22 protein-coding genes are annotated in these 22,903 nt (G+C 65.3%); 3 read left to right on the top strand and 19 right to left on the bottom strand.

Annotated elements, in window-relative coordinates; all coding sequences use genetic code 11:
• Window positions 1-225: 225 nt before the first annotated feature.
• The 19 genes from H582_RS0123500 to H582_RS29310 all read right to left on the bottom strand — a co-directional run bounded on the left by H582_RS0123500 (window position 226) and on the right by H582_RS29310 (window position 20,089).
• Window positions 226-1,572, bottom strand: coding sequence for a UDP-glucose dehydrogenase family protein (locus H582_RS0123500; protein WP_028600488.1), 1,347 nt, complete (start codon window positions 1,570-1,572; stop codon window positions 226-228).
• A gap of 33 nt (window positions 1,573-1,605) precedes the next feature.
• The gene (locus tag H582_RS0123495; RefSeq protein WP_028600487.1) at window positions 1,606-2,808 is read right to left on the bottom strand and encodes a glycosyltransferase family protein; all 1,203 of its coding nucleotides are present in this window, start codon (window positions 2,806-2,808) and stop codon (window positions 1,606-1,608) included.
• 61 nt (window positions 2,809-2,869) lie between these two features.
• The gene (locus H582_RS0123490; protein WP_028600486.1) at window positions 2,870-4,246 is read right to left on the bottom strand and encodes a sugar phosphate nucleotidyltransferase; all 1,377 of its coding nucleotides are present in this window, start codon (window positions 4,244-4,246) and stop codon (window positions 2,870-2,872) included.
• Window positions 4,246-5,613, bottom strand: a complete 1,368-nt coding sequence (locus H582_RS29340) for a glycosyltransferase family 4 protein (RefSeq protein ID WP_084137575.1) — start codon at window positions 5,611-5,613, stop codon at window positions 4,246-4,248. The genes H582_RS0123490 and H582_RS29340 overlap by 1 nt, the downstream gene beginning before the upstream one ends.
• A gap of 69 nt (window positions 5,614-5,682) precedes the next feature.
• Window positions 5,683-6,342 (bottom strand): WcaF family extracellular polysaccharide biosynthesis acetyltransferase, encoded by a 660-nt coding sequence (locus H582_RS29335; RefSeq protein WP_084137574.1) that lies wholly within the window; start codon window positions 6,340-6,342, stop codon window positions 5,683-5,685.
• Window positions 6,339-7,559 carry a glycosyltransferase gene (locus H582_RS29330; RefSeq protein WP_052333605.1) on the bottom strand — a complete coding sequence of 407 codons (1,221 nt, stop codon included), beginning with the start codon at window positions 7,557-7,559 and terminating at the stop codon, window positions 6,339-6,341. The genes H582_RS29335 and H582_RS29330 overlap by 4 nt, the downstream gene beginning before the upstream one ends.
• A 27-nt stretch (window positions 7,560-7,586) precedes the next feature.
• Window positions 7,587-8,735, bottom strand: a complete 1,149-nt coding sequence (locus tag H582_RS29325; RefSeq protein ID WP_052333604.1) for a glycosyltransferase — start codon at window positions 8,733-8,735, stop codon at window positions 7,587-7,589.
• Between the two features lie 16 nt (window positions 8,736-8,751).
• The gene (locus H582_RS0123465) at window positions 8,752-10,125 is read right to left on the bottom strand and encodes a hypothetical protein (protein ID WP_028600485.1); all 1,374 of its coding nucleotides are present in this window, start codon (window positions 10,123-10,125) and stop codon (window positions 8,752-8,754) included.
• 4 nt (window positions 10,126-10,129) lie between these two features.
• Window positions 10,130-11,125, bottom strand: coding sequence for a GDP-mannose 4,6-dehydratase (gene gmd, locus H582_RS0123460; protein ID WP_028600484.1), 996 nt, complete (start codon window positions 11,123-11,125; stop codon window positions 10,130-10,132).
• A gap of 43 nt (window positions 11,126-11,168) precedes the next feature.
• Window positions 11,169-12,101 (bottom strand): GDP-L-fucose synthase family protein, encoded by a 933-nt coding sequence (locus H582_RS0123455; RefSeq protein ID WP_028600483.1) that lies wholly within the window; start codon window positions 12,099-12,101, stop codon window positions 11,169-11,171.
• A gap of 28 nt (window positions 12,102-12,129) precedes the next feature.
• Entirely contained in the window at window positions 12,130-12,777 is a 648-nt protein-coding gene (locus tag H582_RS29320) for a sugar transferase (protein ID WP_052333616.1), read from the bottom strand.
• A 104-nt stretch (window positions 12,778-12,881) separates the two neighbouring features.
• Window positions 12,882-13,871 carry a polysaccharide pyruvyl transferase family protein gene (locus H582_RS0123445; RefSeq protein ID WP_052333603.1) on the bottom strand — a complete coding sequence of 330 codons (990 nt, stop codon included), beginning with the start codon at window positions 13,869-13,871 and terminating at the stop codon, window positions 12,882-12,884.
• 5 nt (window positions 13,872-13,876) lie between these two features.
• Window positions 13,877-15,301: a lipopolysaccharide biosynthesis protein gene (locus H582_RS0123440; protein WP_084137572.1), complete on the bottom strand. Its 1,425-nt coding sequence runs from the start codon at window positions 15,299-15,301 to the stop codon at window positions 13,877-13,879.
• Between the two features lie 92 nt (window positions 15,302-15,393).
• Window positions 15,394-16,293 (bottom strand): glycosyltransferase, encoded by a 900-nt coding sequence (locus H582_RS0123435; protein WP_028600480.1) that lies wholly within the window; start codon window positions 16,291-16,293, stop codon window positions 15,394-15,396.
• A 1-nt stretch (window position 16,294) separates the two neighbouring features.
• Entirely contained in the window at window positions 16,295-17,209 is a 915-nt protein-coding gene (galU, locus tag H582_RS29315; protein ID WP_043111928.1) for a UTP--glucose-1-phosphate uridylyltransferase GalU, read from the bottom strand.
• A gap of 92 nt (window positions 17,210-17,301) precedes the next feature.
• Window positions 17,302-18,000, bottom strand: coding sequence for a CpsD/CapB family tyrosine-protein kinase (locus tag H582_RS0123425; RefSeq protein WP_028600479.1), 699 nt, complete (start codon window positions 17,998-18,000; stop codon window positions 17,302-17,304).
• Window positions 17,981-18,754 (bottom strand): YveK family protein, encoded by a 774-nt coding sequence (locus H582_RS0123420; protein ID WP_043111925.1) that lies wholly within the window; start codon window positions 18,752-18,754, stop codon window positions 17,981-17,983. Before H582_RS0123420 ends, H582_RS0123425 begins: the two co-directional genes overlap by 20 nt.
• A gap of 115 nt (window positions 18,755-18,869) precedes the next feature.
• Entirely contained in the window at window positions 18,870-19,172 is a 303-nt protein-coding gene (locus H582_RS0123415; protein ID WP_028600477.1) for a hypothetical protein, read from the bottom strand.
• Window positions 19,173-19,651: 479 nt separating this feature from the next.
• A complete protein-coding gene (locus H582_RS29310; protein ID WP_084137571.1) occupies window positions 19,652-20,089 on the bottom strand; it encodes a GtrA family protein in 438 nt (145 codons plus the stop codon).
• 161 nt (window positions 20,090-20,250) lie between these two features.
• Here H582_RS29310 and H582_RS29305 point away from each other — a divergent pair, with 161 nt between their 5' ends.
• From H582_RS29305 to H582_RS0123395, 3 genes are all read left to right on the top strand, one after another.
• Complete coding sequence (locus H582_RS29305; RefSeq protein WP_052333601.1) at window positions 20,251-21,147, top strand: phosphatidylinositol-specific phospholipase C/glycerophosphodiester phosphodiesterase family protein; 897 nt, start codon at window positions 20,251-20,253, stop codon at window positions 21,145-21,147.
• Between the two features lie 292 nt (window positions 21,148-21,439).
• Complete coding sequence (locus H582_RS0123400; RefSeq protein ID WP_028600476.1) at window positions 21,440-21,670, top strand: hypothetical protein; 231 nt, start codon at window positions 21,440-21,442, stop codon at window positions 21,668-21,670.
• A 138-nt stretch (window positions 21,671-21,808) separates the two neighbouring features.
• Complete coding sequence (locus tag H582_RS0123395) at window positions 21,809-22,795, top strand: lipoate--protein ligase (RefSeq protein WP_028600475.1); 987 nt, start codon at window positions 21,809-21,811, stop codon at window positions 22,793-22,795.
• Window positions 22,796-22,903: the final 108 nt, after the last annotated feature.

Here is a 22,903-nt window from a genome sequence, read left to right as displayed (position 1 = left end):
GGATAGGCGTTGCGGGAGATAGCAGGCCGGCCGCCGAGCAAGGCGCCGTACCGCGCCCGGCTTAAGGCGCGGCTTGAGCGCTGCCCGAGCGCGCAGCCCCAGTGCGCTGCCCGGCGCGCTGCCCGAGCGGACGGCCCGGCGTGCAGCTTGACGCTCTGCCTGCCGCTCGGCCCGGCGCTCGGCTTGACGCGCAAAGCCGCCGCCGAAGCGGCGTGCGGCTTGGTTCTAGTAGCTCAGCTCCGGCACGGGAGCCTTGACGCCGCGGGCGAGGCTCGGCCTGCCGACGGAATAATAGATGAAGTCGGTTCCCTGGAGCGCGGCCTCGTCGAACGCGTTGCGCCCGTCGATCAGCACCGGCTCGCGGACGACGGCGCGCAGCCGCTGCAGGTCCGTCTCGCCGAACTCGCTCCACTCGGTAAGCAGGCAGACCGCGTCGGAGCCCGCCGCCGCCTCCAGCGCGCTGCCGCACCAGACGACGGAGCCGTCTCCGCTGCCGAACTGGCTGCGGAAGTTGTCCATCGCGATCGGATCGTACGCCCGCACCTCGACGCCGCGCGCCAGCAGCTCGCCGATGATCTCCTGGGCGGGCGCCTCGCGCACGTCGTCGGTGTCCGGCTTGAACGCGAGGCCCCAGACGGCGACCGTGCGGCCGGACAGCTCGCCGCCGAAAATCGTCTCGAGCTTGCGGATGACGTTGAACCGCTGGTCCTGGTTCACCTCGACGACCGAGCGCAGCAGCTTGAACTCGTAGTCGACGTGGCCGGCGATCTGGATGAGCGCCTGCGTGTCCTTCGGGAAGCAGGAGCCGCCGTAGCCGATGCCCGCCTTGAGGAACGAGGCGCCGATCCGCTTGTCGCGGCCCATGCCCTCGGCGACGCGGGTGACGTCGGCCCCGACCTTCTCGCAGATGTTGGCGATCTCGTTGATGAACGAGATCTTCGTCGCGAGGAAGGCGTTGGAGGCGTACTTGATCATCTCGGCGCTGCGGATGTCAGTGACGACGAAGGCGCAGCCGAGGCCGGCGTGCAGCTCGCGCAGCAGCGCCTCGGCGCGCGGCGAGTCGGTGCCGATGACGATCCGGTCGGGATGCATCGTGTCGGAGACGGCGGAGCCTTCCCGCAGGAACTCCGGCAGCGAGACGCTGTCGAACGGGCAGTCGGTCCGCTCCCGGATCAGCTCGCGCACCTTTTCGTTCGTGCCGACCGGCACCGTGCTCTTGATGGCGACGACGGGACGGCCTTCCATCGCGTCCGCGATCTCCTGCGCCGCCAGCTCGATGTACGCCAGATTCGCCTGGCCGCCCGGAAGCGGCGGCGTGCCGACGGCGATGACGATCAGATCCGCGCCCTTGACCGAATCGCCGAGGCTCGACGTGAAGCGCAGCCGCCCGAGCTCCGCGTTTCGCACGGACAGCTCCTGGAGGCCCGGCTCGTAGATCGGGATCTCCCCGTTCTGGAGCGTCGCGACCTTCAGCGGATCCTTGTCCACGCAGATGACGCTGTGCCCCAGCTCCGCGTAGCAAACGCCCGATACGAGGCCGACATATCCTGTCCCTACTACCGTAATCTTCATCGCTTCCACTCCCGATCGTTTATTGGACACTCTCTACATGCTCAGTCCGGGCGCCTGTCCGCCTGCGGCGGCCCGCTCCAGCAGCCGGGCGGCGATCCGCGCCGCTTCTCCCGGCGGCGCGAGCGGCGCCTCCTCCAGCAGGCTGCCGGCCGCCGCCGCCGCCGAGCCGGGCCCGCCGGCAAGCAGCTTCAGCAGCCGGCCGCCGAGCTCCGGCGACGCGAGCTCCGGCTCGCCGAGCATCAGCAGCGGATGCCGGCCGCGGAGCGTCTCCGCGATGCAGCGGTCCTCGCGGAAGCCGGGCCGCTCCAGCAGCGCGAGCGGCTTGCCGAGGCAGACCGCCTCGGAGACGGTGCCCCAGCCGGGCTTCGTCAGCACCGCGTCGCAGGCCGCGACGTACAGCTGCGATTCCGTGCAGCTCTCCGGGATGCGGACCGCCTCCGCCCCGTCCGGCAGCTCCATGCCGGAGGAGACGACCGCCAGCCAGCGCGGATCGCGCAGCAGGCCGAGCCGCTCGAGCGGGCTGCCCGGTCCCGAGCCCATGCCGGGAAACAGCGCGAGCAGCCGCCTCTCTCCGCTCGGATCAAGCCGGCGCCGCAGCTCGGCCGCGCGCTCCGGATCGGCAGCCCGGCAAAAATATCCGGTCCGCTCGATCGGCTCGCTCCCCCACTGCGGCTCGCTCGCTCCGGCCAGCGCCACAAAGGCGTCCATGTCCAGATAAGGCCGGGCCAGCGGCGCGAGCAGCTCCTCGGGCAGCAGCTCCTGATAGGCGGTGTACCAGGTGAAGTTGGACAGGCCGACGCTGCGGATGCCCGCCCGCCGAGCGGCAGGGAACGCTTCCGCGACGATGTCCGAGACGGTCAGGCTTGCTCCGGTCGAGCCGAGCCAGGCCGCCTCCCGGCGGATGCGCAGCGGCAGCCCCTCCAGGTAGGCGAGGACCTCCGCGCGCAGCCGCGGCGGATCGGCCTGCAGGCTGCCGGGGCGCAGCGAGTAGCCCGGGTCCGAATCGATGCGCCGCGCCAGCAGCCGATGATCGAGGCCGCCGGACCGGGCCGCTGCGGCGAAGCCGCCTGCCAGCGAGCGCTCCAGCAGCGGCAGCGTGCGGCCGCTGGCCAGATGCAGCTGCAGCGGCAGCCCGGCCTCGTCCGCCTGGCGGAGCAGCTCGCGGATGACCGCGATGGAGCGCGAGGCATGGCCGTAGCCGTAGTCCGAAACGTAATAGGCGATCGATAAAGCCATGCCTCGCGGCCTCCTTTGCCCTAGCTGAAATCTGCGGATGACCGCGGCATCCGCGGACGCTCTACGCCCGCAGGCAGTTCTGCTCGATCTCTTCCCAGCTGCCGTACAGCTCCATGATCGAGTTCTCGAGATGCTTCGGGCCGGTCTGCACGGAGATGAACTCCAGATCGTCCGCCGCCCGGACGCCGTGCAGCGTCTTCATCGGGATGTGGACGACGTTGCCCGCGCGAATCTTCATATAAGTGCCGTTGCAGATGAACTCGCCCGAGCCCTTCACGACCGTCCACACCTCCTCGCGGTGCTGATGCAGCCGGTAGCCGATGCTGGCGCCGCTGTCGATGCCGACGCGCTTGGTCAGCACGGCGGTGCCGTCGTCGTAGCTGCGGTCGTCGAGCACGCGCACCCAGCCCCAGCGCCGCTCCTCGTACATCGGGCGCTGGTCGTGGCCGATGAATTCCTTCAGCCGCGTGCTGGCGCCTTTCTCGGCGACGAGGATGCCGTCCGGGCTGGCCGCCACGACGACGTTGGAGAGGCCGATCACCGTGACCGGGATGTCCGTCTCGTTGACGAGATGCGTGTTCGTGCAGTCGCCGCTGACGATGCCGCGCCCCATGCGCGCGTCCTTCATCTCCTCCGTGAGCGTGTTCCATGTGCCGAGGTCCTTCCAATAGCCGTCATAGGACACCGCCGCGATGCTCTGCGCCCGCTCCACGACCTCGTAGTCGAAGCTGATGCTCTCCAGGCTCTCGTAGTCGGCGGCGAGCCGGTCGTAGGACAGCGGGATGCCCTTGGCCGCCATGATGTTCAGCATGTAGTCGAGCTTGAAGGCGAACACGCCGCAGTTCCACAGCGCGCCGCTCGCGATCAGCTCCTGCGCCGCCGCCTCGGACGGCTTCTCGCGGAAGCCGCCGACGCGCAGCGTCCCGCCTGCGCCCGGAGCGTCCCCTCCCGCCTCCGGCACGATGTAGCCGTACTTTTCCGAAGGGTAGGTCGGCTTGACGCCGATCAGCGCGAGGTCGGCGCCGCTGTCCCGCAGCACGCCGTCCAGGCTCGCCACCGTCTGGAAGAAGCGGTCCTCGACGTACGGGTCGACGGGCAGCACCGCCACCGTCTCGCCGGGATCGACTTTCTCCACGGAGAACAGGTACGCCGCCGCCAGCGCGATCGCCGGGAACGTATCCCGCCGCGCGGGCTCTACGATGAGCGGCACGTCCGGGCCGAGCTGGCCGCGGATCAGCTCCGTCTGCGTGGCGCCGGTCGCGATGTAGCCGGAGCCGGCGAAGCCCGCCTCCTCGATCTGGCCCCAGACGCGCTGGACCATGGAGACGCGGGAGCCTTCGCCGTCTTCGAGCACCTTCAGGAACTGCTTCGACCTCAGGTCGTTGGAAAGCGGCCACAGCCGCTTGCCGGAGCCTCCGGACAACAGGACGAGCTTCATCATCGATCTCCGCCTTTCAGATTGGAATGGGTAAGGACGCGCGCGCCGGCTCCCGCCTCTGCTTGCGGCCGGCCGGCCGCCGCCGCGCGGCCAGCCGGAATTTTGCGGCCGCGGCCGCCGCCGGCATGCAGCGACAGCAGCAGCTCGCGGTACTTCTCGAGCGACAGGCTGCGGCGCAGATGGCGCTCCAGATAGTCGCGCCCCTGCAGTCCCCGCTCGGCGAGGCCGGCGCGGCCGAGGCTGTACAGCGCCATCAGCTGGCGCGCGGCGTCGCCGTAGCGCTGGGGCTCGGTCGACGTGCCGCAGCTGCTGTCCCGGATGAGGCGATGCGCCTCGCTGCCTTCCTCCAGCACGCCCATGACCGCCTTGCCCGCCGCCATGACGCCGTAGATCTTGCTCGGCACCGACACGCCCTTGATGCCCTTCTGGTTGACGACCAGATGCACGTCGGCCGCGCCGAGCGAGTAGCGGAGCTGGTCCTTCGGCTGGTAGGGGAGGAACAGGACGTTCGTCAGCCCCTGCTCGCGCGCGAACTGCTCCATGAGCGGCTTGACCGCGCCTTCGCCGATGAACACGAACATCAGGTCGGACAGCTCGCGGAACTGCGGCGCGATGCGGATCAGGTTCTCGAGATCGTAGTAGAGCCCGAGGTTGCCGGAGTACATGACGACGAACTTGTCCTCCAGCCCGTGCCGCTTCAGGAACGCCGCCACGCCGGGATCGTCGCGCCTCAGCGGCACGATGTCCTGCTCGTCGGTCCAGTTGTTGATGACCGAGTGCGGCGGCACGTTCTTGCCGCCGAAGCGGCGGACGAGCGTCTCCTTCATATCCTGGCCGACGAGGATGACGTGGTCCGCCAGGCGGCAGTTCAGCTTGTCGAGCAGGAGCGCCGTCCGCTGCAGGAGCGGATGGTTCATGAATCCGACCGCCTGCGCCTGCTCGGGGTTGAAGTCCTGGATGTTGTAGATGTGCCTGGAGCGCAGCGCCAGCTTGCCGATCGTGCCGATCAGGCCGCCGAGCACCGGCGGCTGCGAGATCGTGTAGACGAAGTCCGCCTTGCGCTGCCGCAGCAGCAGCCGCACCGCATGCAGGAAGTAGGCCGAGATGTAGCGCAGGCGGCTCGCCTTGCTGCGCTTGTCCACCTCCGGCAGGCGGATGCGCAGGATCGAGATGTTCTCCAGCCGGTCCTCGGCGTAGCGCGGCGCCTTGGCGTCCTTTTTCTCCCCGGCGTAGCCCGGCTGCTGCGCGATGACCGTAATGTCGAAGTCATGCTGCAGATGCAGGCACAGCTCGGTGAGGATCTGCCCGGTCGAGGCATAGTCGGGATAAAAATAATTGATGACGAACACGATGCGCGGCTTGCTCATCGCCCTTTGGCCTCCTTTCGTGCGGGCTCGCCGGCGCTGCGGCCGGTCTCCCTCGCTTGATGCCGCTTGTCAACCGGCGTTCCGTCCTGCGCGGCGGTCCTTCTGGAGTCCGCCGTCCGTCATGGCCTCGCCTTCCGCGACTCCCGCGCCTCCCGCGCCTTCCTCCGCGCCGTCCTTGACGATCCGGCGCTTCACGAACGCCGCCGGCGTGCCGGCATGCACCTCGCCGTCCGGCACCGGACGGGTGACCGTGCTGCGGGCGGCGACGACGCCCATGACGCCGACCGTCACGCCGGGATAGACGAACGCGTCGCTCGCGACCCAGGCGCCGTCGCGGAGGACGATCGGCCGCGTCACCAGGCCGAAGCGAGGATCCTCGATGTCATGGGAGCCGGTGCACAGATAGCTGCGCTGCGAGACGACGCAGTGGGCGCCGACCTCGATCCGGTCGAGGCTGTAGAACTCCGCTTCGTCGCCGATCCACGACCAGTCGCCGATCGACACTTTCCACGGATAGGTGAAGCGCGCCGTCGCCCGCACCTGCACGCCGCGTCCGATCCGGGCGCCGAACAGCCGCAGCAGGAAGCGCCGCCAGCCGTACATCGGATGCAGCGAGTAGCGGAACAGGCTGCCCTGCACGAGCCACCAGAGCAGCACGACCGCCCCGCTCCGTCCGCGCGAGTACCCGCTCTGGTCGTACCGGTCGAGCCGGATGCGGTTCGCGCTCATGAGCCCCAGGTCAGGCCGGCTTGAGCGCCGCGCCCGCTTCCGGCCCGGCCGGCCTCTCCGGCGAGCCTGCGATATTCCTGCTCCAGCTGCGCGGCGACCTGCGACCACTCGTAATACTGCGAGGCCATCGCGCGGCCGCGCTCGCCCATCCGCTCCCGCAGCTCAGGATCGTCCAGCAGCTGGCAGGCCGCGTCCGCGACCCGGATCGGGTCGACCGGCGTCGCCAGCCCCGCCCCTTCGGCGACGACCTCGCGCCAGATGTTGACCTTGTCGGAGATGACGACCGGCACGCCGCAGGCCATCGCCTCGACGACGGCGATGCCGAAGTTCTCCGAGTACGAAGGCAGCAGGAACAGGTCGGCGTCGCGCAGCACGGCGAGCTTGTCCGTCCCGGTCAGCATGCCGGTGAAGATCGCGAACTCGCTCAAGGACGCCGCCTTCAGCCAGTCGCGCACCCTCTGGCCGTAATTCTCGTCATCCGGTCCGGTCAGCACGAGCACCGTATCGGGATGGCGCCGATGGATGTCGCGGAACGCCTCGACCAGCACGTCGAGCCCCTTCTTGAAGTTGATGCGGCTGAAAAACAGCAGCATCCTCTTGCCTTCCAGCAGCTTGTAGCGGGAGCGGAACGTTCCTTTGGGCGGCAGCTCGCGGTAGTCGGAGGAGTTGATGCCGTTCGGGACGACGAAGCCGGAGCTTCCGTGCACGTACGGCTCGGCGAGCAGCAGCTCTTCCTCGGTCGTGTAGTGCAGCGCGTCGGCGCGGCGGATGTTGCGGTCCTCGAACAGCGTCTCCATGATTTTCTTGCGATAGCGATGGCGGGCATGCATGACCGGATCGAGCGTCCCGTGCGGACGGACGATGTACGGCACCCCGTGCTTGCGGGCGTAATGGCCGGCAGCCATCCCGTGGAACAGATAGAGCGAGTGGATATGCACGATGTCGAAGCGCGGCATCTCCTTTTTCAGCGCGGCCGCCATCGCCGGCGAGGTGCGCCAGAACTTCGGCTGGATGACCGGGAAGTACCGGATGTCCACGCCGTTCTTGCGGATCGTCCGGTCGGTCGGCACCTCCAGCACGCCGCTTCCGTCCTGGTTGGTCGTGAAGATCGTCACGTCGTGGCCGCGCGCCGCGAGGGCCGCCGCCATCTCCATTCCGGCCTTTGCCGGGCCGCCGTAGCGGGGCGCCAGATTGGCGATCACATGCAGGATGTTCATGCCTTCACTTCCCTGTTCTCAAAATGGTCAGCCGGACAGCTTGCCCGTGCTGCGCAAGGAGCCCCCTGCGGGAACGGCCGCATCGCCGCCGATCCGCTGCAGGATGTCATGCAGTCTTGCCGTATAGTTCGCGTAGCTGAAATGGCCGAGTCCTTCGGGCACTTCCCCGCGCGGCTTGGACAGCAGGCGCAGGATGCCCCCCTGCACCTGCTCCGGATCGGCCGGATCGATCAGCTCGCCGAGCTTGCCGTGCATCAGCGCCTCGCTGCTGCCGTCCTTGCTCGAGGCCAGCGCCGGCACGCCGCAGGCCATCGCCTCCAGCAGCACGATGCCGAAGCCTTCGCCGTGGCTCGGCATCGCGAAGCCGTCGGCAAGCCGGTAGTGGTCGGCTTTTTCCTCCTCTGCGATCAAGCCCGTGAACACGACGGCATCGTCCACGCCGAGGGCGGCGGCCTTCGCCTCCAGCCGCGCGCGGTCGCTGCCGTCGCCCACGATCAGATAGCGCAGGCGAGGCACCTGCCGCCTCAGCGTCGGCAGCGCCTCGAGCACCTCGTCGAAGCCCTTGCGCCGATCCTGGCCCGCGAGCCGTCCCAGCGTCATGACGATCCGGTCCTGCGGCTGCAGCCCGTAGCGCTCCATGAGATAAGCCGGCCGCGGACCCGGCGTGAACTGTCCCGGCTCGAACGAGTTCGGCAGCACGTAGGACGGAATGCCGGCCAGGCCCGTCCAGCCGCAGAAGCGGTCCAGCGTCAGCCGGCTGACCGAGATGACGGCGTCCAGCTGGCTCAGCGCCCAGCCGGTGCCGCCGCGCGTCACCGGGTCCCAGGCGTCGATGCCGTGGATGATGAGCGCCAGCTTGGCGCCGGTCATTTTTTTGGCGAGCGCCGCGAACGGCAGCAGATTGATATGCCCGCAGAGGATGACGTCGCTGCCTCTCGCCCGTCCCAGCAGCGAGCCGAGCACCGTTTTCAGATAGCGGGGCTTGCTGTTCAGGCCGGCCGTCACGTAGTCGAGCTTCGGCGGGAGCTCTCCCGGCGGATAAGGCATGATGCGGGGGATCGCCGTCGCCCGCTCGACCTGCGGACTGGAGCAGACGGCGCCGAGCAGGTCGCGGTTGAACTTGGCGATGCCGCCGTGTCCGCCATAGGCGTCGGTGAGCAGTACAAGCGGCTTCATGGCGTCATTTCTCCCTTCAGGTTGGCATCGGAGCGGCTGTCCGGCCGAGCGCTCCGGTGGCGGAGCGGCTCGGCTCGCCGTCCGTCAGCACGGCCCAGCAGGCCGCCAGCAGGAACAGATAGACGAACTGCTCCAGGATGTTCGTCGAGATGCAGAGGACGAAGTTGACGACGACGAACACGTACAGCTGCAGGCTGCGGCTCCGCAGCTTGCGCAGCAGTCCAGGCGCGGCCGCGATCGCCGCCGCCAGCAGCAGCGACAGCGACAGCAGGCCGTACTGGGTCAGGATCGAGTTGAACGTGCCGTCCATGATCTGGTGATCGAGCTCGACCTCGAGCTGCTTGTTCAGGTTGACGCCGGCATTCGTGCCGTAGCCGATGCCGTCGCCGAACAGCACGACGCTCAGCGGATTCGAAGTGAAGAAGCCGGTCAGCATGTCGATCCGTCCGCCCTCCACCTGCGCCTCGACAATGCTGCCGCGGTCGGCCATCAGCGTCGCCGCCTGCACGCCGCCCGTGAGGGCGAGCAGCGAGAAGCAGATGATCGCCGGCGTCAAGTACGCCGATCCGGGGCGCTTCCTTCCGAGAAGCACCTTTTCGACGAGCAGGAAAAACACGATCAGGAAGCAGCCGATGATCGCCGAGCGCGTGCCGGACATGCCGGCGACGCCGAGCGCGAGCAGCTGCAGAAGCGGCCCCAGCCTGCGCTGGACCCGGCCGAGCCGCGGCCGGGCGGCGTACAGGATCATCGCGCTGCCGAGCGCCAGGTAGCCGGCGATCGAGATGCCGCCGAACGTGCCGATCAGCCGCAGCGAGAACGGATTCACGACACCGAACCGGCTGGTGAACAGCGCGTACTGGATCGCCAGCACGATGAACTCGACCAGCAGCAGCCAGCCGATGCAGCGGGCGAGCGCGCGGATGAACTCCGGTCGGCCGCGCATCAGCCCGATCGCTTTGACGCAGAACAGGATCAGCAGCAGCGAGCGGCCCCCGGCCGCGACCTGATAGAGGTTGACCGTCGACTCCCGATAGGCGAGCACGGCGGTGCCATACAGGAGGAGCAGGATCACAGGCAGGTAGTGCGCGGCCAGCCGGTAGCGCTCTTGCCTGCGCATGTCGATCCAGAAGAACAGCCCGAGCAGCGCGACCATCAGGATGTCCTTGACGTACCGGAGGCTCGGTCCGAACAGCGGCTCGCCGATCGCGAACTTGGCGTAGGAGACGCGCATGCTCGCGATATCGTTGAGCGCCTCCGGCAAATAGGCCATCGAGGCGAAGATGAAGTAGGCGATCAGCCCCCGGCGCGCCCAGTCCTCCAGCGACGCCCCTCCCAAGCGGCCGCTCCGGCGGAAAGCGGGCTGCAGCGGCTGCGAGCTTGCCATGGCCATGGCGCTAGGCGTTCACGCTCATCGCGTGCAGGTAGGACGCCTCGTGCTGGACGCGCTTCAGGTCCTCGTCGACCATCATCTTGACGAGCTGCTCGAAGCCGACCTCGAGCGTCCAGCCGAGCTTCTCCTTCGCCTTGGCGCAGTCTCCGAGCAGCAGGTCGACCTCCGCCGGCCGCTGGAACTCGGGATCGATGACGACGTAGTCGCGGTAGTCGAGGCCGACATGGGAGAATGCGACGTCCAGCAGCTCGCGCACCGTGTGCATCTCGCCGGTCGAGATGACGAAGTCGTCCGGCTCGTCCTGCTGCAGCATGAGCCACATCGCCTTGATGTAGTCGCCGGCGAAGCCCCAGTCGCGCAGCGCGTCGAGGTTGCCCATGCGCAGCTCCTTCTGCAGGCCGAGCTTGATGCGGGCGACGCCGTCGCTCACCTTGCGCGTCACGAACTCGATGCCGCGGCGCGGCGATTCGTGGTTGAACAGGATGCCGGAGCAGGCGAACATGCCGAAGCTCTCGCGGTAGTTGACCGTGATCCAGTGGCCGTACACCTTGGCTACGCCGTACGGGCTGCGCGGATAAAACGGCGTCGTCTCCTTCTGCGGCGTCTCGACGACCTTGCCGAACATCTCGCTGCTCGACGCCTGGTAGAAGCGCGCGCTCGGCTTGACGATGCGCACCGCCTCGAGCATGTTCGTCACGCTGATCGCCGTCAGATGGCCGGTCGCCAGCGGCTGCGGCCAGGATGCGGCTACGAACGATTGCGCGGCCAGGTTGTACACCTCGTCCGGATCGGAGACGCGCACCGCCTCGATCAGCGAGGCGAGGTCGGTCAGGTCGCCGGACACCCAGTTGATGCGGTTCTTGATGTGCTCGACGTTCTCGTAGTTCGGCGTGCTCGTGCGCCGGCGCATGCCGTACACCTGATACCCTTGGCCGAGCAGGAACTCCGCCAGATACGATCCGTCTTGACCGGTTACCCCTGTGATGAGCGCTTTTTTCATATGCCGCATCCCCCTATTGGATGATAGATTTTTGGTTGAAAAGCTAAGCCAGCGCCGCTTGCCGATAGCCGGAGTACACCTGGCGGATGCCGTCCGCAAGCGGGGTGGAGGCGCGCCAGCCGAGGCCGTTGATGCGGCTCGTATCGACGAGCTTGCGCGGCGTGCCGTCGGGGCGGGAGGCGTCGAACGCCAGCCGGCCCTCGTAGCCGACGACGCCGGCGATCAGCTCGGCCAGCTCGCGGATCGCGATGTCCTCGCCGACGCCGATGTTGACGATGTCGCTGCCGTCATAATGCTCCATCAGATGCAGGCAGGCGTCCGCCAGATCGTCCGCGTGCAGGAACTCGCGGCGCGGCGTGCCGGTGCCCCAGATCTGCACCTCCGGCGCTCCGGATTCCTTCGCCTCGTGGATCTTGCGCAGCAGCGCCGGCAGCACATGGCTCGTCTCCAGGTCGAAGTTGTCGTTCGGACCGTATAGATTCGTCGGCATCGCCGAGATGAACGTCGTGCCGTACTGGCGGTTGTACGCCTGGCACATCTTGATGCCGGCGATCTTGGCGATCGCGTACGCCTCGTTCGTCGGCTCGAGGTCGCCGCGCAGCAGGCTGTCCTCCTGCAGCGGCTGCGGCGCCAGCTTCGGATAGATGCAGGTCGAGCCGAGGAACAGCAGCTTCTTCACGCCATGCCGACGCGCCGCGTCGATGACGTTCGTCTGGATGAGCAGGTTGTCGCGGATGAAATCGCCGCAGTAGTCGTTGTTGGCGACGATGCCGCCGACCTTGGCGGCGGCGAGGAAGACGTACTCGATTCCCGCCGAGGCGAAAAACGCCTCGACCGCCCCCGCGTCGCGCAGGTCGAGCTCGCGGCTCGTGCGGCCGATCCGGTTGGCGAAGCCTCTGGACTCGAGCGCCCGCCAGATGGCCGAGCCCGCCAGTCCGCGATGGCCGGCGACGTAGATGGCCGATTGCTTGTCCATGTCCTTCCGCTCCTTTTTGCTGATGGGATTAAAACGCGTCCTTGCTGCCGAGCAGCACCCGCACGGTCCGCAGCAGGATGCGCGCGTCCATGCCGAGCGAGCGCTCGCGCACGTACTGCAGGTCGAGCTCGACCATCTGCTCGAACGTCAGGCTGCTGCGTCCGCTCACCTGCCACAGCCCGGTGCAGCCGGGCGTGACGTCGAGCCGCTGGCGGTCGTAAGGCGTATACTCCGCGACCTCGCGCGGCAGCGGCGGCCGCGGGCCGACGAGCGACATGCTGCCCTGCAGCACGTTGACCAGCTGCGGCAGCTCGTCGATGCTCGTCTTGCGGATGAAGCGGCCGACCCGCGTGATGCGGGGATCGTTCTTCATCTTGAACATCGCGCCCTGGACCTCGTTCTGCGCAAGCAGCTCCTTCAGCCGCTCCTCCGCGTTCGAGACCATCGAGCGGAACTTGAACATGCGGAACGGCTTGCCGTCCTTGCCGACGCGCGTCTGGTAGAAAAAGACGCTTCCCTTCGGATCCTCGAGCTTGATCAGCAAGCCGATCAGCACGAACACCGGACTGAGCAGCACGAGGCCGATCAGCGAGCAGCCGACGTCGACCGCCCGCTTCATGCCTTCGTACAAAGCGATCTGCCGCGCCTGGGCCGGACATCCGCCTCCCGCCGCCATCATTTCCTCGCTTCGGTCTGGATATGCCAAGTGAACCGCTCCCCTTTCCTTGGATTCGTTCGACCGGCGGCCGCCCGCCGGTCCGTTCGCCCGTCGTTCCCCGATCAGTTCGCCTGCTCGGCCGTCGACAGCTCCGCTCCCGGCACATCCCTCGTCCAAGCCTGGTAATAGCTCATGTTCTTGCCGTAGGAGTTGTCGAGGACGACATGGGGCAAATCCATCAGGCTGGCGAGGATGTGGCCGTGCAGCCGGGAGGTGACGATCATGCGGTAGGAGCCGAACTGCCTGACCGCCTTGTCCACCAGATGCTGCGAGTAGCGGTACCAGACGCGCTGCAGCAGCCCCCGGGCTGCCGTGAAGCGGTACAGCTTCATGATCAGCACGATGCCTTTCCGCTCCGCAGGATGGTAGAGATGCTGCCAGTCCTTGCTCTCCGAGCCGCCGGCCTTCCGCTCCAGCTTCTCCTGCTCGGGCGTCTTCTCGACGTCCGTCCGCAGGAAGAACAGCGTGTCCTTCGTCGGATGCTCCGGCGCGGCGATCGGATACAGCTGATGGGCCATGTCGGGCGACAGGTAGACCTGCACGTTTTTGAACTTCTTGCTCGCCATCTCGTACGAGAGCGAGTCCCGGACGTACAGATGCAGGTCGGGATGGCGGTTCAGGATGCTGGCCGTGCGGCCGAAGTTCAGCTCGCTCTTGTAAAAGATCGTCTGCGGCAGCACGACGATCCGGTTGCCCGGATAGCGCTCCACGACGCTCTCGCGCAGCAGCTGATGCTTGGCGTACAGGTCGCCGAAGTTGCCGCCGCCCTGCAGCACGAGGATGACGCCGGGCGGCACGCGCAGCTCGTCCGGGAAGTCGGCGACGCTGTAGCGGGCCTTCACGCGGATGCCATGCGCCTGAAAGAAGGCCTCGGTCCCTTTCATGATGAGGATGTCGCCGATGTTGCTGTAGACCGGGTAGTCGATGTAGATGATTTCCGAGCCCTTCGGGATGCTCTTCGTAATGAGCGACAGCCTCTCCTTGAGCTGCTCCATCGGATGCAGGCCCAGGCGGCCCGCCGCGAGCGGCGATTCGATCTCGGTCTTGCCCATGCGTCTCATGCTCCCCCTTCGGCGGCGGATGCCGCCTTTTTTCTTGCTTGGATTCGAGCCTTCAGAAACTTCAGGTCCTCGCTGCCGGACAGGATGCGGCGGATCGGGACGCCGAACAGCAGCTTCATCGAGGCGATCGAGAACGCCATCCGGATGAACGCGCCGCCGAGCAGCGCGAGCGCCAGTCCTTCCAGTCCCCAGATCGGGACGAAGGCGAAGAACAGCCCGATCGTCGCGGCGAGCGCGACCAGCTGCCGCACGAGCACCATGCCCGGCCGTCCCATCGCGTTGAACGCCGAGGCGAGGAGCCAGGAGCCGCCGCCGACGATGCACTCGATCGACAGCAGGTAGAACGCGGCGCTCGAGCCGGCGAAGTCCGGGCCGAACACGAGGCCGATCAGGCGGCCGCCGATCCACATCGCCGGCACGACCGCGAGCGTCATGAGCGCCATCGACAGCCGGAACGCCCGGCTGACCGAGGCGATGACGACCTCCTTGCTCTCGCCCGTCACCTTCGGGAATACGACGCTCGTGATCGCCGTCTGCACGACGTTGAACATGCGGGACAGCGCGTAGATGACGGAGTAGACGCCAAAGTCGCGCGGCGCCAGCAGCGCCAGGATGATCAGCTTGTCGAACTGGCCGTACAGCGTGCCGAGCAGGTCGGTGCCGTACACGCGGCTGCCGTAGCCGAGCAGCGGACCGGCGACGCGCCGGCTCCACGCTTGCCGCAGCGGCGCCCAGCCGAGCTCGTCGCGCAGCGCGTACAGCGCCGCCGCGATGACCGCGCCGGTCGTCGCCAGATAGACCGAGGCGGCGGCGGTCAGCGTCAGCGCTCCCGCCGCCCACAGCGCCGCCAGTCCGGCGAGGTTGAGCAGCGGCACGTACAGCCGGATGCCGTTGTAGACGCCGAACCTCGCGCGGCTCTGGGCGGCGGCGGCGATCAGGTTCGCCGCCAGCGCCATCGGCACGGCGAGCGCGGCGTAAAAGCGGGCCGCCGCGATCGCCTCGGCGCTGTAGCCGTCCATCCACTGCGGCAGCAGGAACCAGGCGAGCGTGCCGGTCAGCAGGCTGACCGGAAGCAGCAGCGAGAAGGCGAGCGCCGCCGCCTCCCGCAGCGCCGCGCCGCGCTTCACCTGGTAGATCAGCGACGTCGGCAGCCCGAAGCCGGTCAGCCCGGCGAGGAAGGCCGGCCAGAACAGGATCGCCGCCAGCTCGCCCTTGCCCTCCGCTCCGAGCAGGCGGGCCGTCAGGATGGAGCTCAGCGTGCCGAGCAGCAGGATGAGCAGGTTGACGCCGCTCGTGCGGGCGATCGTCGCCAGCGCGCCCTTGCCGCGGAGCGCGCCGGCCAGGCGGCCGATCCGGCCCCGCCGCCGGGATGGCGGCTGCGCCGGGAGCGCGATTTCCGGCCGGATCGGGTCCAGACTCATGAGCGATTCTCCTTTTTCACTAAAAATTATTCATTATGCGACCATAAGAGCGTCAGCTCGCCCGGCCGCGCGCCGCAGCAGCCGTCCGCTCCTTACTTGAACCAGCCGAGCCTCCCGGCAATATAGCCGTTGCTGTACTGGATGCGCCGCAGCTGCACCATCTGCTTCTGCGGATTCGGCAGCGAGAGCAGCAGCAGCAGCGCCGACGGGCCGATCTTGAGCGCCTGCTTTAGCATGTAGGCCGCTCCCCGGCCTCCGCGCGCGGCGTCGCTGATGCCTTGCCAGTACACCCGGCGCAGGAACCACTTGCGGCTGATGCGGCTGCGGTCGATTTTATGGTCGACGGCCGCATGCGGCGTGTAGTAGACGGTGCTGCTCCGGCGGATGCGGCCGATCAGCTCGCTTTCCTCGTTGGACAGCAGGCTGCTGCCGACGCGGCCGAGATCCTCGCGGAACGGCTCATGCTCCCGGAACAGCGCGGCCCGAAACGCGACGTTCGCACCGAACGGGATGCGCGGCGCCTCCATTTCGACGACGCGCGGCGCGAAGTCCAGCACCGTGTAGAGCGTCTTGAACGCCTCCGGCAGCCAGTCCGGCTCGCCGCCCTCCCACACCGGGTCGATGCGTCCGCCGACGCAGCCGATCGCCGGGTCCCGCTCGAACACGTCGACGATCGCGCCCATCCAGCCCGGCCTCGCCACCGCGTCGTCGTCGAGGAACAGGATGTACTCGCCCCTCGCCTCGCGGATCGCCCGATTGCGCGCGGCCGACAGGCCGAGCTTGTCCTCGCGGATGCAGCGCACCCGCTCCGGGCCGACGCCGGGTCGTTCCTGGATGCCGCGGATCGCATCCGCCGTGCCGTCGGTCGAGCGGTTGTCGATGACGAGCACCTCGTACTGCGACTCGTCGACCTGCTGGGCGAGCACGCTTTCCACCGCCTCTCGCGTGTCTTTTGCACGGTTGTGCGTGCAGATCGCAACAGTCACCTTCATGCTACTCGCCCCGCGCCGCCATCAGGCCCCGGCCGAGCTCGCGCTCGAGCATCTCGCTCATCTCCGACAGCAGCGGATGGCGCAGCTCAGGGTTGCGTATCGCGAACTCCAGCGACGTCAGGATGAAGCCGAGCTTTTCCCCCACGTCATAGCGGATGCCTTCGAAGTCGTAGGCGAATACGCCCTGGCTCTCGTTGAGCCGCTGGATCGCGTCGGTCAGCTGGATTTCTCCGCCTGCGCCGACCTCCTGCCTCCCGAGAAAGTCGAAGATCTCCGGCGTCAGCACGTAGCGGCCCATGATCGCCAGATTCGACGGCGCCTCGCCCGGAGCGGGCTTCTCGACGAAGCGGCTGACGCCGTGCAGCCGGCTCTGCGGCACTTCGATATGGCCGATCGGATCGACGATGCCGTAGCGATGCGTCTGGTCGACGCCGACCGTCTGCACGCCGATGACCGACTTGCCGGAGCGCTCGTACTGCTCGATGAGCTGCTTCGTGCACGGGATGTCCGACTGCACGATGTCGTCGCCGAGCAGCACCGCGAACGGCTCGTCGCCGATGAAGTTGCGGGCGCACCAGACGGCATGGCCGAGCCCCTTCGCTTCCTTCTGGCGGATGTAGTGGATCTCGACGTTGGAGGAGCGGCGCACCTTTTCGAGGATGTCGAGCTTGCCCTTCTCCGCCAGCGTATGCTCGAGCTCGAAGGCGATGTCGAAATGATCCTCGATCGCCCGCTTGCCCTTGCCGGTGACGACGATGATGTCCTCGATGCCGGATTCGATCGCTTCCTCCACGATGTACTGGATGGTCGGCTTGTCGACGATCGGCAGCATTTCCTTCGGCATCGCCTTCGTCGCGGGCAGGAACCTCGTTCCGAGCCCTGCGGCAGGGATAATCGCTTTCCTTACTTTTTGCATGCCCCTCATCCCTTCTTTGGATCGAATTGGTGGTTGACGCTCGGCCCGCCCTGCTCCGGTCCGGGCCGGTCTGTCCGCGGACAGCCTCGGCTTCAGCCCTGCTGCTCTTCCCCGCCGTAGTAGTAATAGTAATAGCCGCTACCGCTCGAGCGGTCCACGTTGTTGAGCACGACGCCGAGCAGCCGCGAGCCGGCCTGCTCCAGCACCGCCTTCGCCTTGCGGGCGATATCGCTCTTCACCTTGCCGGAGTCGATGACGAGCAGCACGCCGTCGCATTTGCCGGCGACGATCTGCGCGTCGGTCACCGCCATGATCGGCGGCGTATCGATGACGACCCGGTCGTAGCTGCCCTTGGCCAGCTCCAGCAGCGACGTCATCGCCTTGGAGCCGAGCATCTCCGACGGATTGGGCGGCGTCTGGCCGGCGGTCAGCACGTCGAGTCCTTCCACCGACGTCTCCTGGATGCCCTGGGCGAGGCTGCATCTTCCCTGCAGCACGGAGGTCAGTCCCGCGCGGTTCGACAGTCCGAAGATATGATGCTGCGACGGCTTGCGCATGTCCGCGTCGATGAGCAGCACCTTCTGTCCGGTCTGCGCGAACGTCACCGCCACATTGGCCGATGTCGTGCTTTTTCCTTCTCCGGCTCGGCAGGACGTGACCATGAGCAGGTCGACCGGCTCGTCGACGCCGGCATATTCGACCCCCGTCCGCAGCATGCGGTACGACTCGGAGATCGGCGATTTCGGATTGTTCTGGGCGATCAGGCTCCAGCTACGCGTCGAGCGTGACATTGCTTTTCCTCCCTACCCGGCCCGCGGCCGGCAACGGTTTCTTGTCCCGATGCGTGCCGGCTGGCGGCAGCGCCTCGCTGTCCTTGAATTTCGGAATGACCGTCAGCACCGGAAGCCCGAGCACCTCCGCGACATCCTCCTCGGTCTTGATCGTATCGTCCAGATACTCCAGCAGAAACGCCAGGCCCAGCGCCGCGAGCAGCGAGAGCGCCAGCGCCATCGCGATGTTGAGCTTCGCGTTCGGGGCGACCGGGGCGGCCACCGCCTGCGGATCCGCCTGATTGAGGATCGAGACGTTGTCGACCTGCAGCAGCTTCGGAATCTCGTTGGAGAACACGACGGAGACGGCGTTCACGATCCGCGCCGCGCTCTCATAGCTGCCGTCCCTGGCCGTGACCGACATGACCTGCGTGTCGTTGACCGAGCTGACGGTCACCTTGCCGGCGAGCTCGCCGGCCGTCTGATGCAGCTGAGGATATTCCTCGGCGACGATTTGCATGATGCGCGGCGTCTTGATGATTTCCTTGTAGGTTTTGATGAGCTGGATATTGCTGTTGATGAGATTCAGATCCAGACTGGACATCAGCCCTCCGCCATCCTTTACCTGGCCGACGAGCAGCTTGGCCGAGGCTTCGTACTGCGGCTTCGCATACCAGTAAGAGTAGGTCGCCGCGAGCGAGCCGCTGATGACGACGATGGCCGCGATCATCCAGAGGCGCTTGCGGATAATGAACAGGTAGTGGTTGAGTTCCAAGATGTCCCCTCCAAATGAGAATTCTAAACGAGTTATTAAATAGTTTTAATTATTCGAAACGAGAACTTTCAAGGAAAAAAAATAGCATCCATCGGATCCTTCTCCTTTGTCTGCTCTATCTTCGCTTATCGTCCGCTTTCTGAAGGAACGCCTCGACGCTGCCTCCGCGCAGCACATGCTCCACCAGCTGCTCGACGCAATCGGCGATGCCGCGTTCCCGCAACAGTCCGGTCAGCAGCCCGGCCGCATCCGCAGGCGAGCCCGCGCCGGCCGAAGCGAGCGCACGGTCCGCCCGGACGGAGGCTCTCGGTCCGTTCGCCCCCAGCGTCTCGTCCAGCGCCAGGCGATCGAAAAAAGCGCGCAGCCTCTCCCGCTTCGCAGTCAGCGATCCCTCTTCCGCCTGCTTTTGAAGCGCCATATCGGTTCCTCCCCGAATCATCAGACTTCGCATGGATCAGACAACAGCCGTCAGAAACCGCTTCGCTTTACGGACAAGCATCCGACAGGGGATAGCTTGTTCGTAACGATTATGACACAGATAGTAGCAACTGGTTGAGGGAAGAAAGGCATGTTTCGGATTAGTCTTTCCTGTTCATTTTCATGCCCGGTTTTCACGCCTCCTCTCCTACTTCCGGCTGGAAGCCCCGCATGAATATTCAGATTTGTTTCCGCTTCCACTGCCATGTATGCGCTCCCTTTCCTATTCCTAGAAAAGGCTCGCTTCGCCAGCGCCAATGACTTCGGACTCATGATCCGGTCAACGTGAAAAAGACCGAAAATCTCGCTCGCAGAGCGGCTTTTTCGGTCTTTGACGGTGACGGATCAGCTGACATGGCCTTGCCGGGCCGGCGGCAGGACAAGGACTTGCGAATCAGCTTCCCCGTCGATTTTCCCGGATCAGCTCTTTCCCGGCTCCGATTCGACAAGGCTCGCGACTTTGGTCGCCTCGTCCGCTGGCCCCGATTCTCGAAATACCCACAGCCGATTCAGGATGAATCCGATTCCAGTAGCGGCAATGATCGAAATCGCTTTGCCGATCAGCGCATTCCAGCCAAGCCATTCCTCGCAAAGCACTAAAATGGAGGTCGATAATCCGAACATTAGGCCGTTTACGGCAAGGAATTTAAGCATTTCGGCTTTTGGGGCCCGGCCTCTGCGACCAAAGGTCCAGCTGCGGTTCACCACATAACTGTTGATTGTCCCGCATGCGAAGCTTGCCGTCTGGGCGATCAGGTAATTGACGCCGAGCAGCGCATGCAGCAAAGCGAATACGCCGTAATCGACCAGCGTGTTCATGACGCCGGTCAGCCCGTATTTGACTAGAGTTCCCATCATTCTTTCCTTCCCGACTCCGAGTGACGTTCCGCCTTTAACCGTAAGCCAACGCAAGGGCTTGCGTCAAGCGCCTTCCGAATGCTGGAAAAAGATCGAAAATCAAGGCTTCGGATTATATAATAGATAGGATTGCATTCCGAGAGAGCGAGGAAAGAGAAATCATGTTCGAACGATTAAAGCGGGCTGCGATTGGAATCGCGCTCGCCGCAGCCGCTCTGCCCCTGCTGTCCGGCAGCCGGCCCGCCCTGCTGGATTGGCGGGAGCCGCCGCCGGCCTGGACGAGCCAGTCCTTGGTCGCTCATGCGATGGGGTCGGTGGATCAGCTGTTCTTTACAAATTCGCGCGAAGCCTTCGAGCAGAATTATGCACGCGGCTATCGCGTTTTCGAGGTCGATCTGCAGCTGACGACAGACGGCTTTTTGCTCAGCCGCCACGATTGGGGCAACTATTTGTACGACCGGTTCAAGCAGGTCATCCCCCGCGAGCAGATGGACCGCCCGGCTCCGCTGGAGCCCTTGCTCTCCTTGCCGATCTACGGCCGATACCACGCGATGAGCTTCGAGCAGATCGTCGAGCTGCTGCAAAACCATCCCGATCTATGGATCGTCACCGATACGAAAGGAACGAGCGAGGAAGAAGTGCGGCAGCAGTTCGAGGCGATGATGCGCGCCGCAAGCGGCAAGGAGGGCGTGCTGGAGCGCGTCATTCCGCAGCTTTACAGCCGGGACATGCTTCGCTGGGTGGAAAGCATCCATGCTTTTCCTTCCTATATATATACGTTGTACCAATCGCAGGACAGCGAGCGTCAGGTGCTCGACTTCGTCCTCGCGGAACCGAAGGTGGACGCCATCACGATGGCGCAGGACCGCGCCCTGAAGTCCGCTCCGTTCATCGCCAAGCTCGCTTCCATGCGCGTGCCGGTCTATGCGCATACCGTCAACGACGAGACGATCATCCGCGATCTGGCGGCGATCGGCGTGCATGGCATTTACAGCGATTCGATGACGTACGGGCGCCTGGAGCAGTCCCGAATCCAGCTGCCCAAAAGAAATTCCTGATCTCTTGCGTACGCAAGCAGGAATGACGGATTCGATCCAGAAAACCTTGTAGGGAAGAAATTTGTATCAGAGGTTGCAACTGTTGTCAAGTTTGATTATACTTACTTTATGAAAGAGACGAATTGCATGCTATTTATGCTTGCAAACGTCCATGTCAATGCCTTTGTAACCATTTCATAACGCTTTTTTAAGAATCTCTTAATCTTGCTTGGTTACAATAAGAACAACCAAGAACGACGAGGAAAGACCGATAAAAGCAGGACCAACTCGAAAAGAATTGGAGTGAAAAGCGATGAGAACGCTCATTTCCTTTCAAAACAAAAAAATCCCCGTTTATGTAACGGAACAAAACAATAAAAAAGCGCTGGATAAACTGGGCGAGGTCATGAACCGCAAGCTGTTCACCGGCAAGAACTCGCTGAAGAACAGCCTCCGTTCGCTGATCAGCGTGGAAATTACCGGCAGCGAAGCGACGCTTCATACGTACAACGAAAAGGATACGCTGACGATCTCGCTTTATTGATCGGATGGCTCCGGCCTGCCCCGCTCCGCATGACGTGGAGCGGGGCTTTTTCTGCTGCTGCCCGAATTGGGAATCGCTTGCCCGATATGGTACATTGTTCTCATCGCAAGCATCCTATCCAATGGAGGAGAAGCCGCCATGCTGTTCGTCTCGAATCGGGACATGCACGATCCGTCCCTCAACCTCGCCTTGGAGGAATACATCCTGCGCCATCTTCCCGCCGACAACGACTACCTCCTGTTCTACATCAACGAGCCGTCCATCATCATCGGCAAAAACCAGAACACGCTCGAGGAAATCAACGAGGAGTACGTCAAGGAGCAGGGCATCCATGTCGTGCGCCGTCTTTCCGGCGGAGGCGCCGTCTACCACGATCACGGCAATCTCAACTACAGCTTCATCACCAAGGACGACGGCGAGTCGTTCCGCAACTACCGCAAGTTTACCGCTCCAGTCATCGAGGCGCTGCGCTCGATGGGCGTCGAGGCCGAGCTGAGCGGACGCAACGACATCCAGGTCGGCGAGCGCAAAATATCCGGCAACGCGCAGTTCGCAACGCGCGGCCGCATGTATACGCACGGCACGCTGCTGTTCCAATCCGACATTTCCCATGTCGCCTCCGCGCTCAAGGTCAATCCGGAGAAGTTCAAGTCCAAGTCGACCAAATCGGTCCGCAGCCGCGTCGCCAACATCTCCGAGTTCCTGCAGGAACCGATGTCGGTCGAGCAATTCCGCTCCCGCCTGCTCTCGGCGCTGTACGAGGGCCGTACGCCGGAGACGTACGAGCTCTCCGCAGCCGACTGGGAAGGCGTCCGCAAGCTCGCGGACGAGCGGTATCGCAGCTGGGACTGGAATTACGGCCGCTCGCCGGCGTTCAACATGCGGCAAGTCAAGCGCCTGTCCGCCGGCACGTACGACGTCCGGGTCAACGTAGCCTCGGGCCGCATCGAGCAAGCCTCGATCTACGGCGACTTTTTCGGCATCGCCGAGGTCGCCGAGCTGGAGGAGCTGCTGTCCGGCATCCGCTATGAGCCCGAAGCGGTACGCGAAGCGCTCGCCGGCGTCGATCTCGTCCCTTATCTTGGCCCGGTCGAGCTGGACGAATTCCTGCAGCTGCTGTTCTGACAGAAGCTTGTCCATACGCCAGCAAGCTCCCATGTCGACTGATCTTCAATACGTCGACCGTCACGCCGCTCTCCTCCGCCATTTCGCTCCCCCCCAAGCATGCGCCCT

This window comes from Paenibacillus pasadenensis DSM 19293, from assembly GCF_000422485.1.
Taxonomy (GTDB): Bacteria; Bacillota; Bacilli; order Paenibacillales; family Paenibacillaceae; genus Paenibacillus_O; species Paenibacillus_O pasadenensis.
The sequence above is the reverse complement of the archived record's forward strand: the minus strand, read 5'-3'. Positions and strand labels throughout refer to the sequence as shown.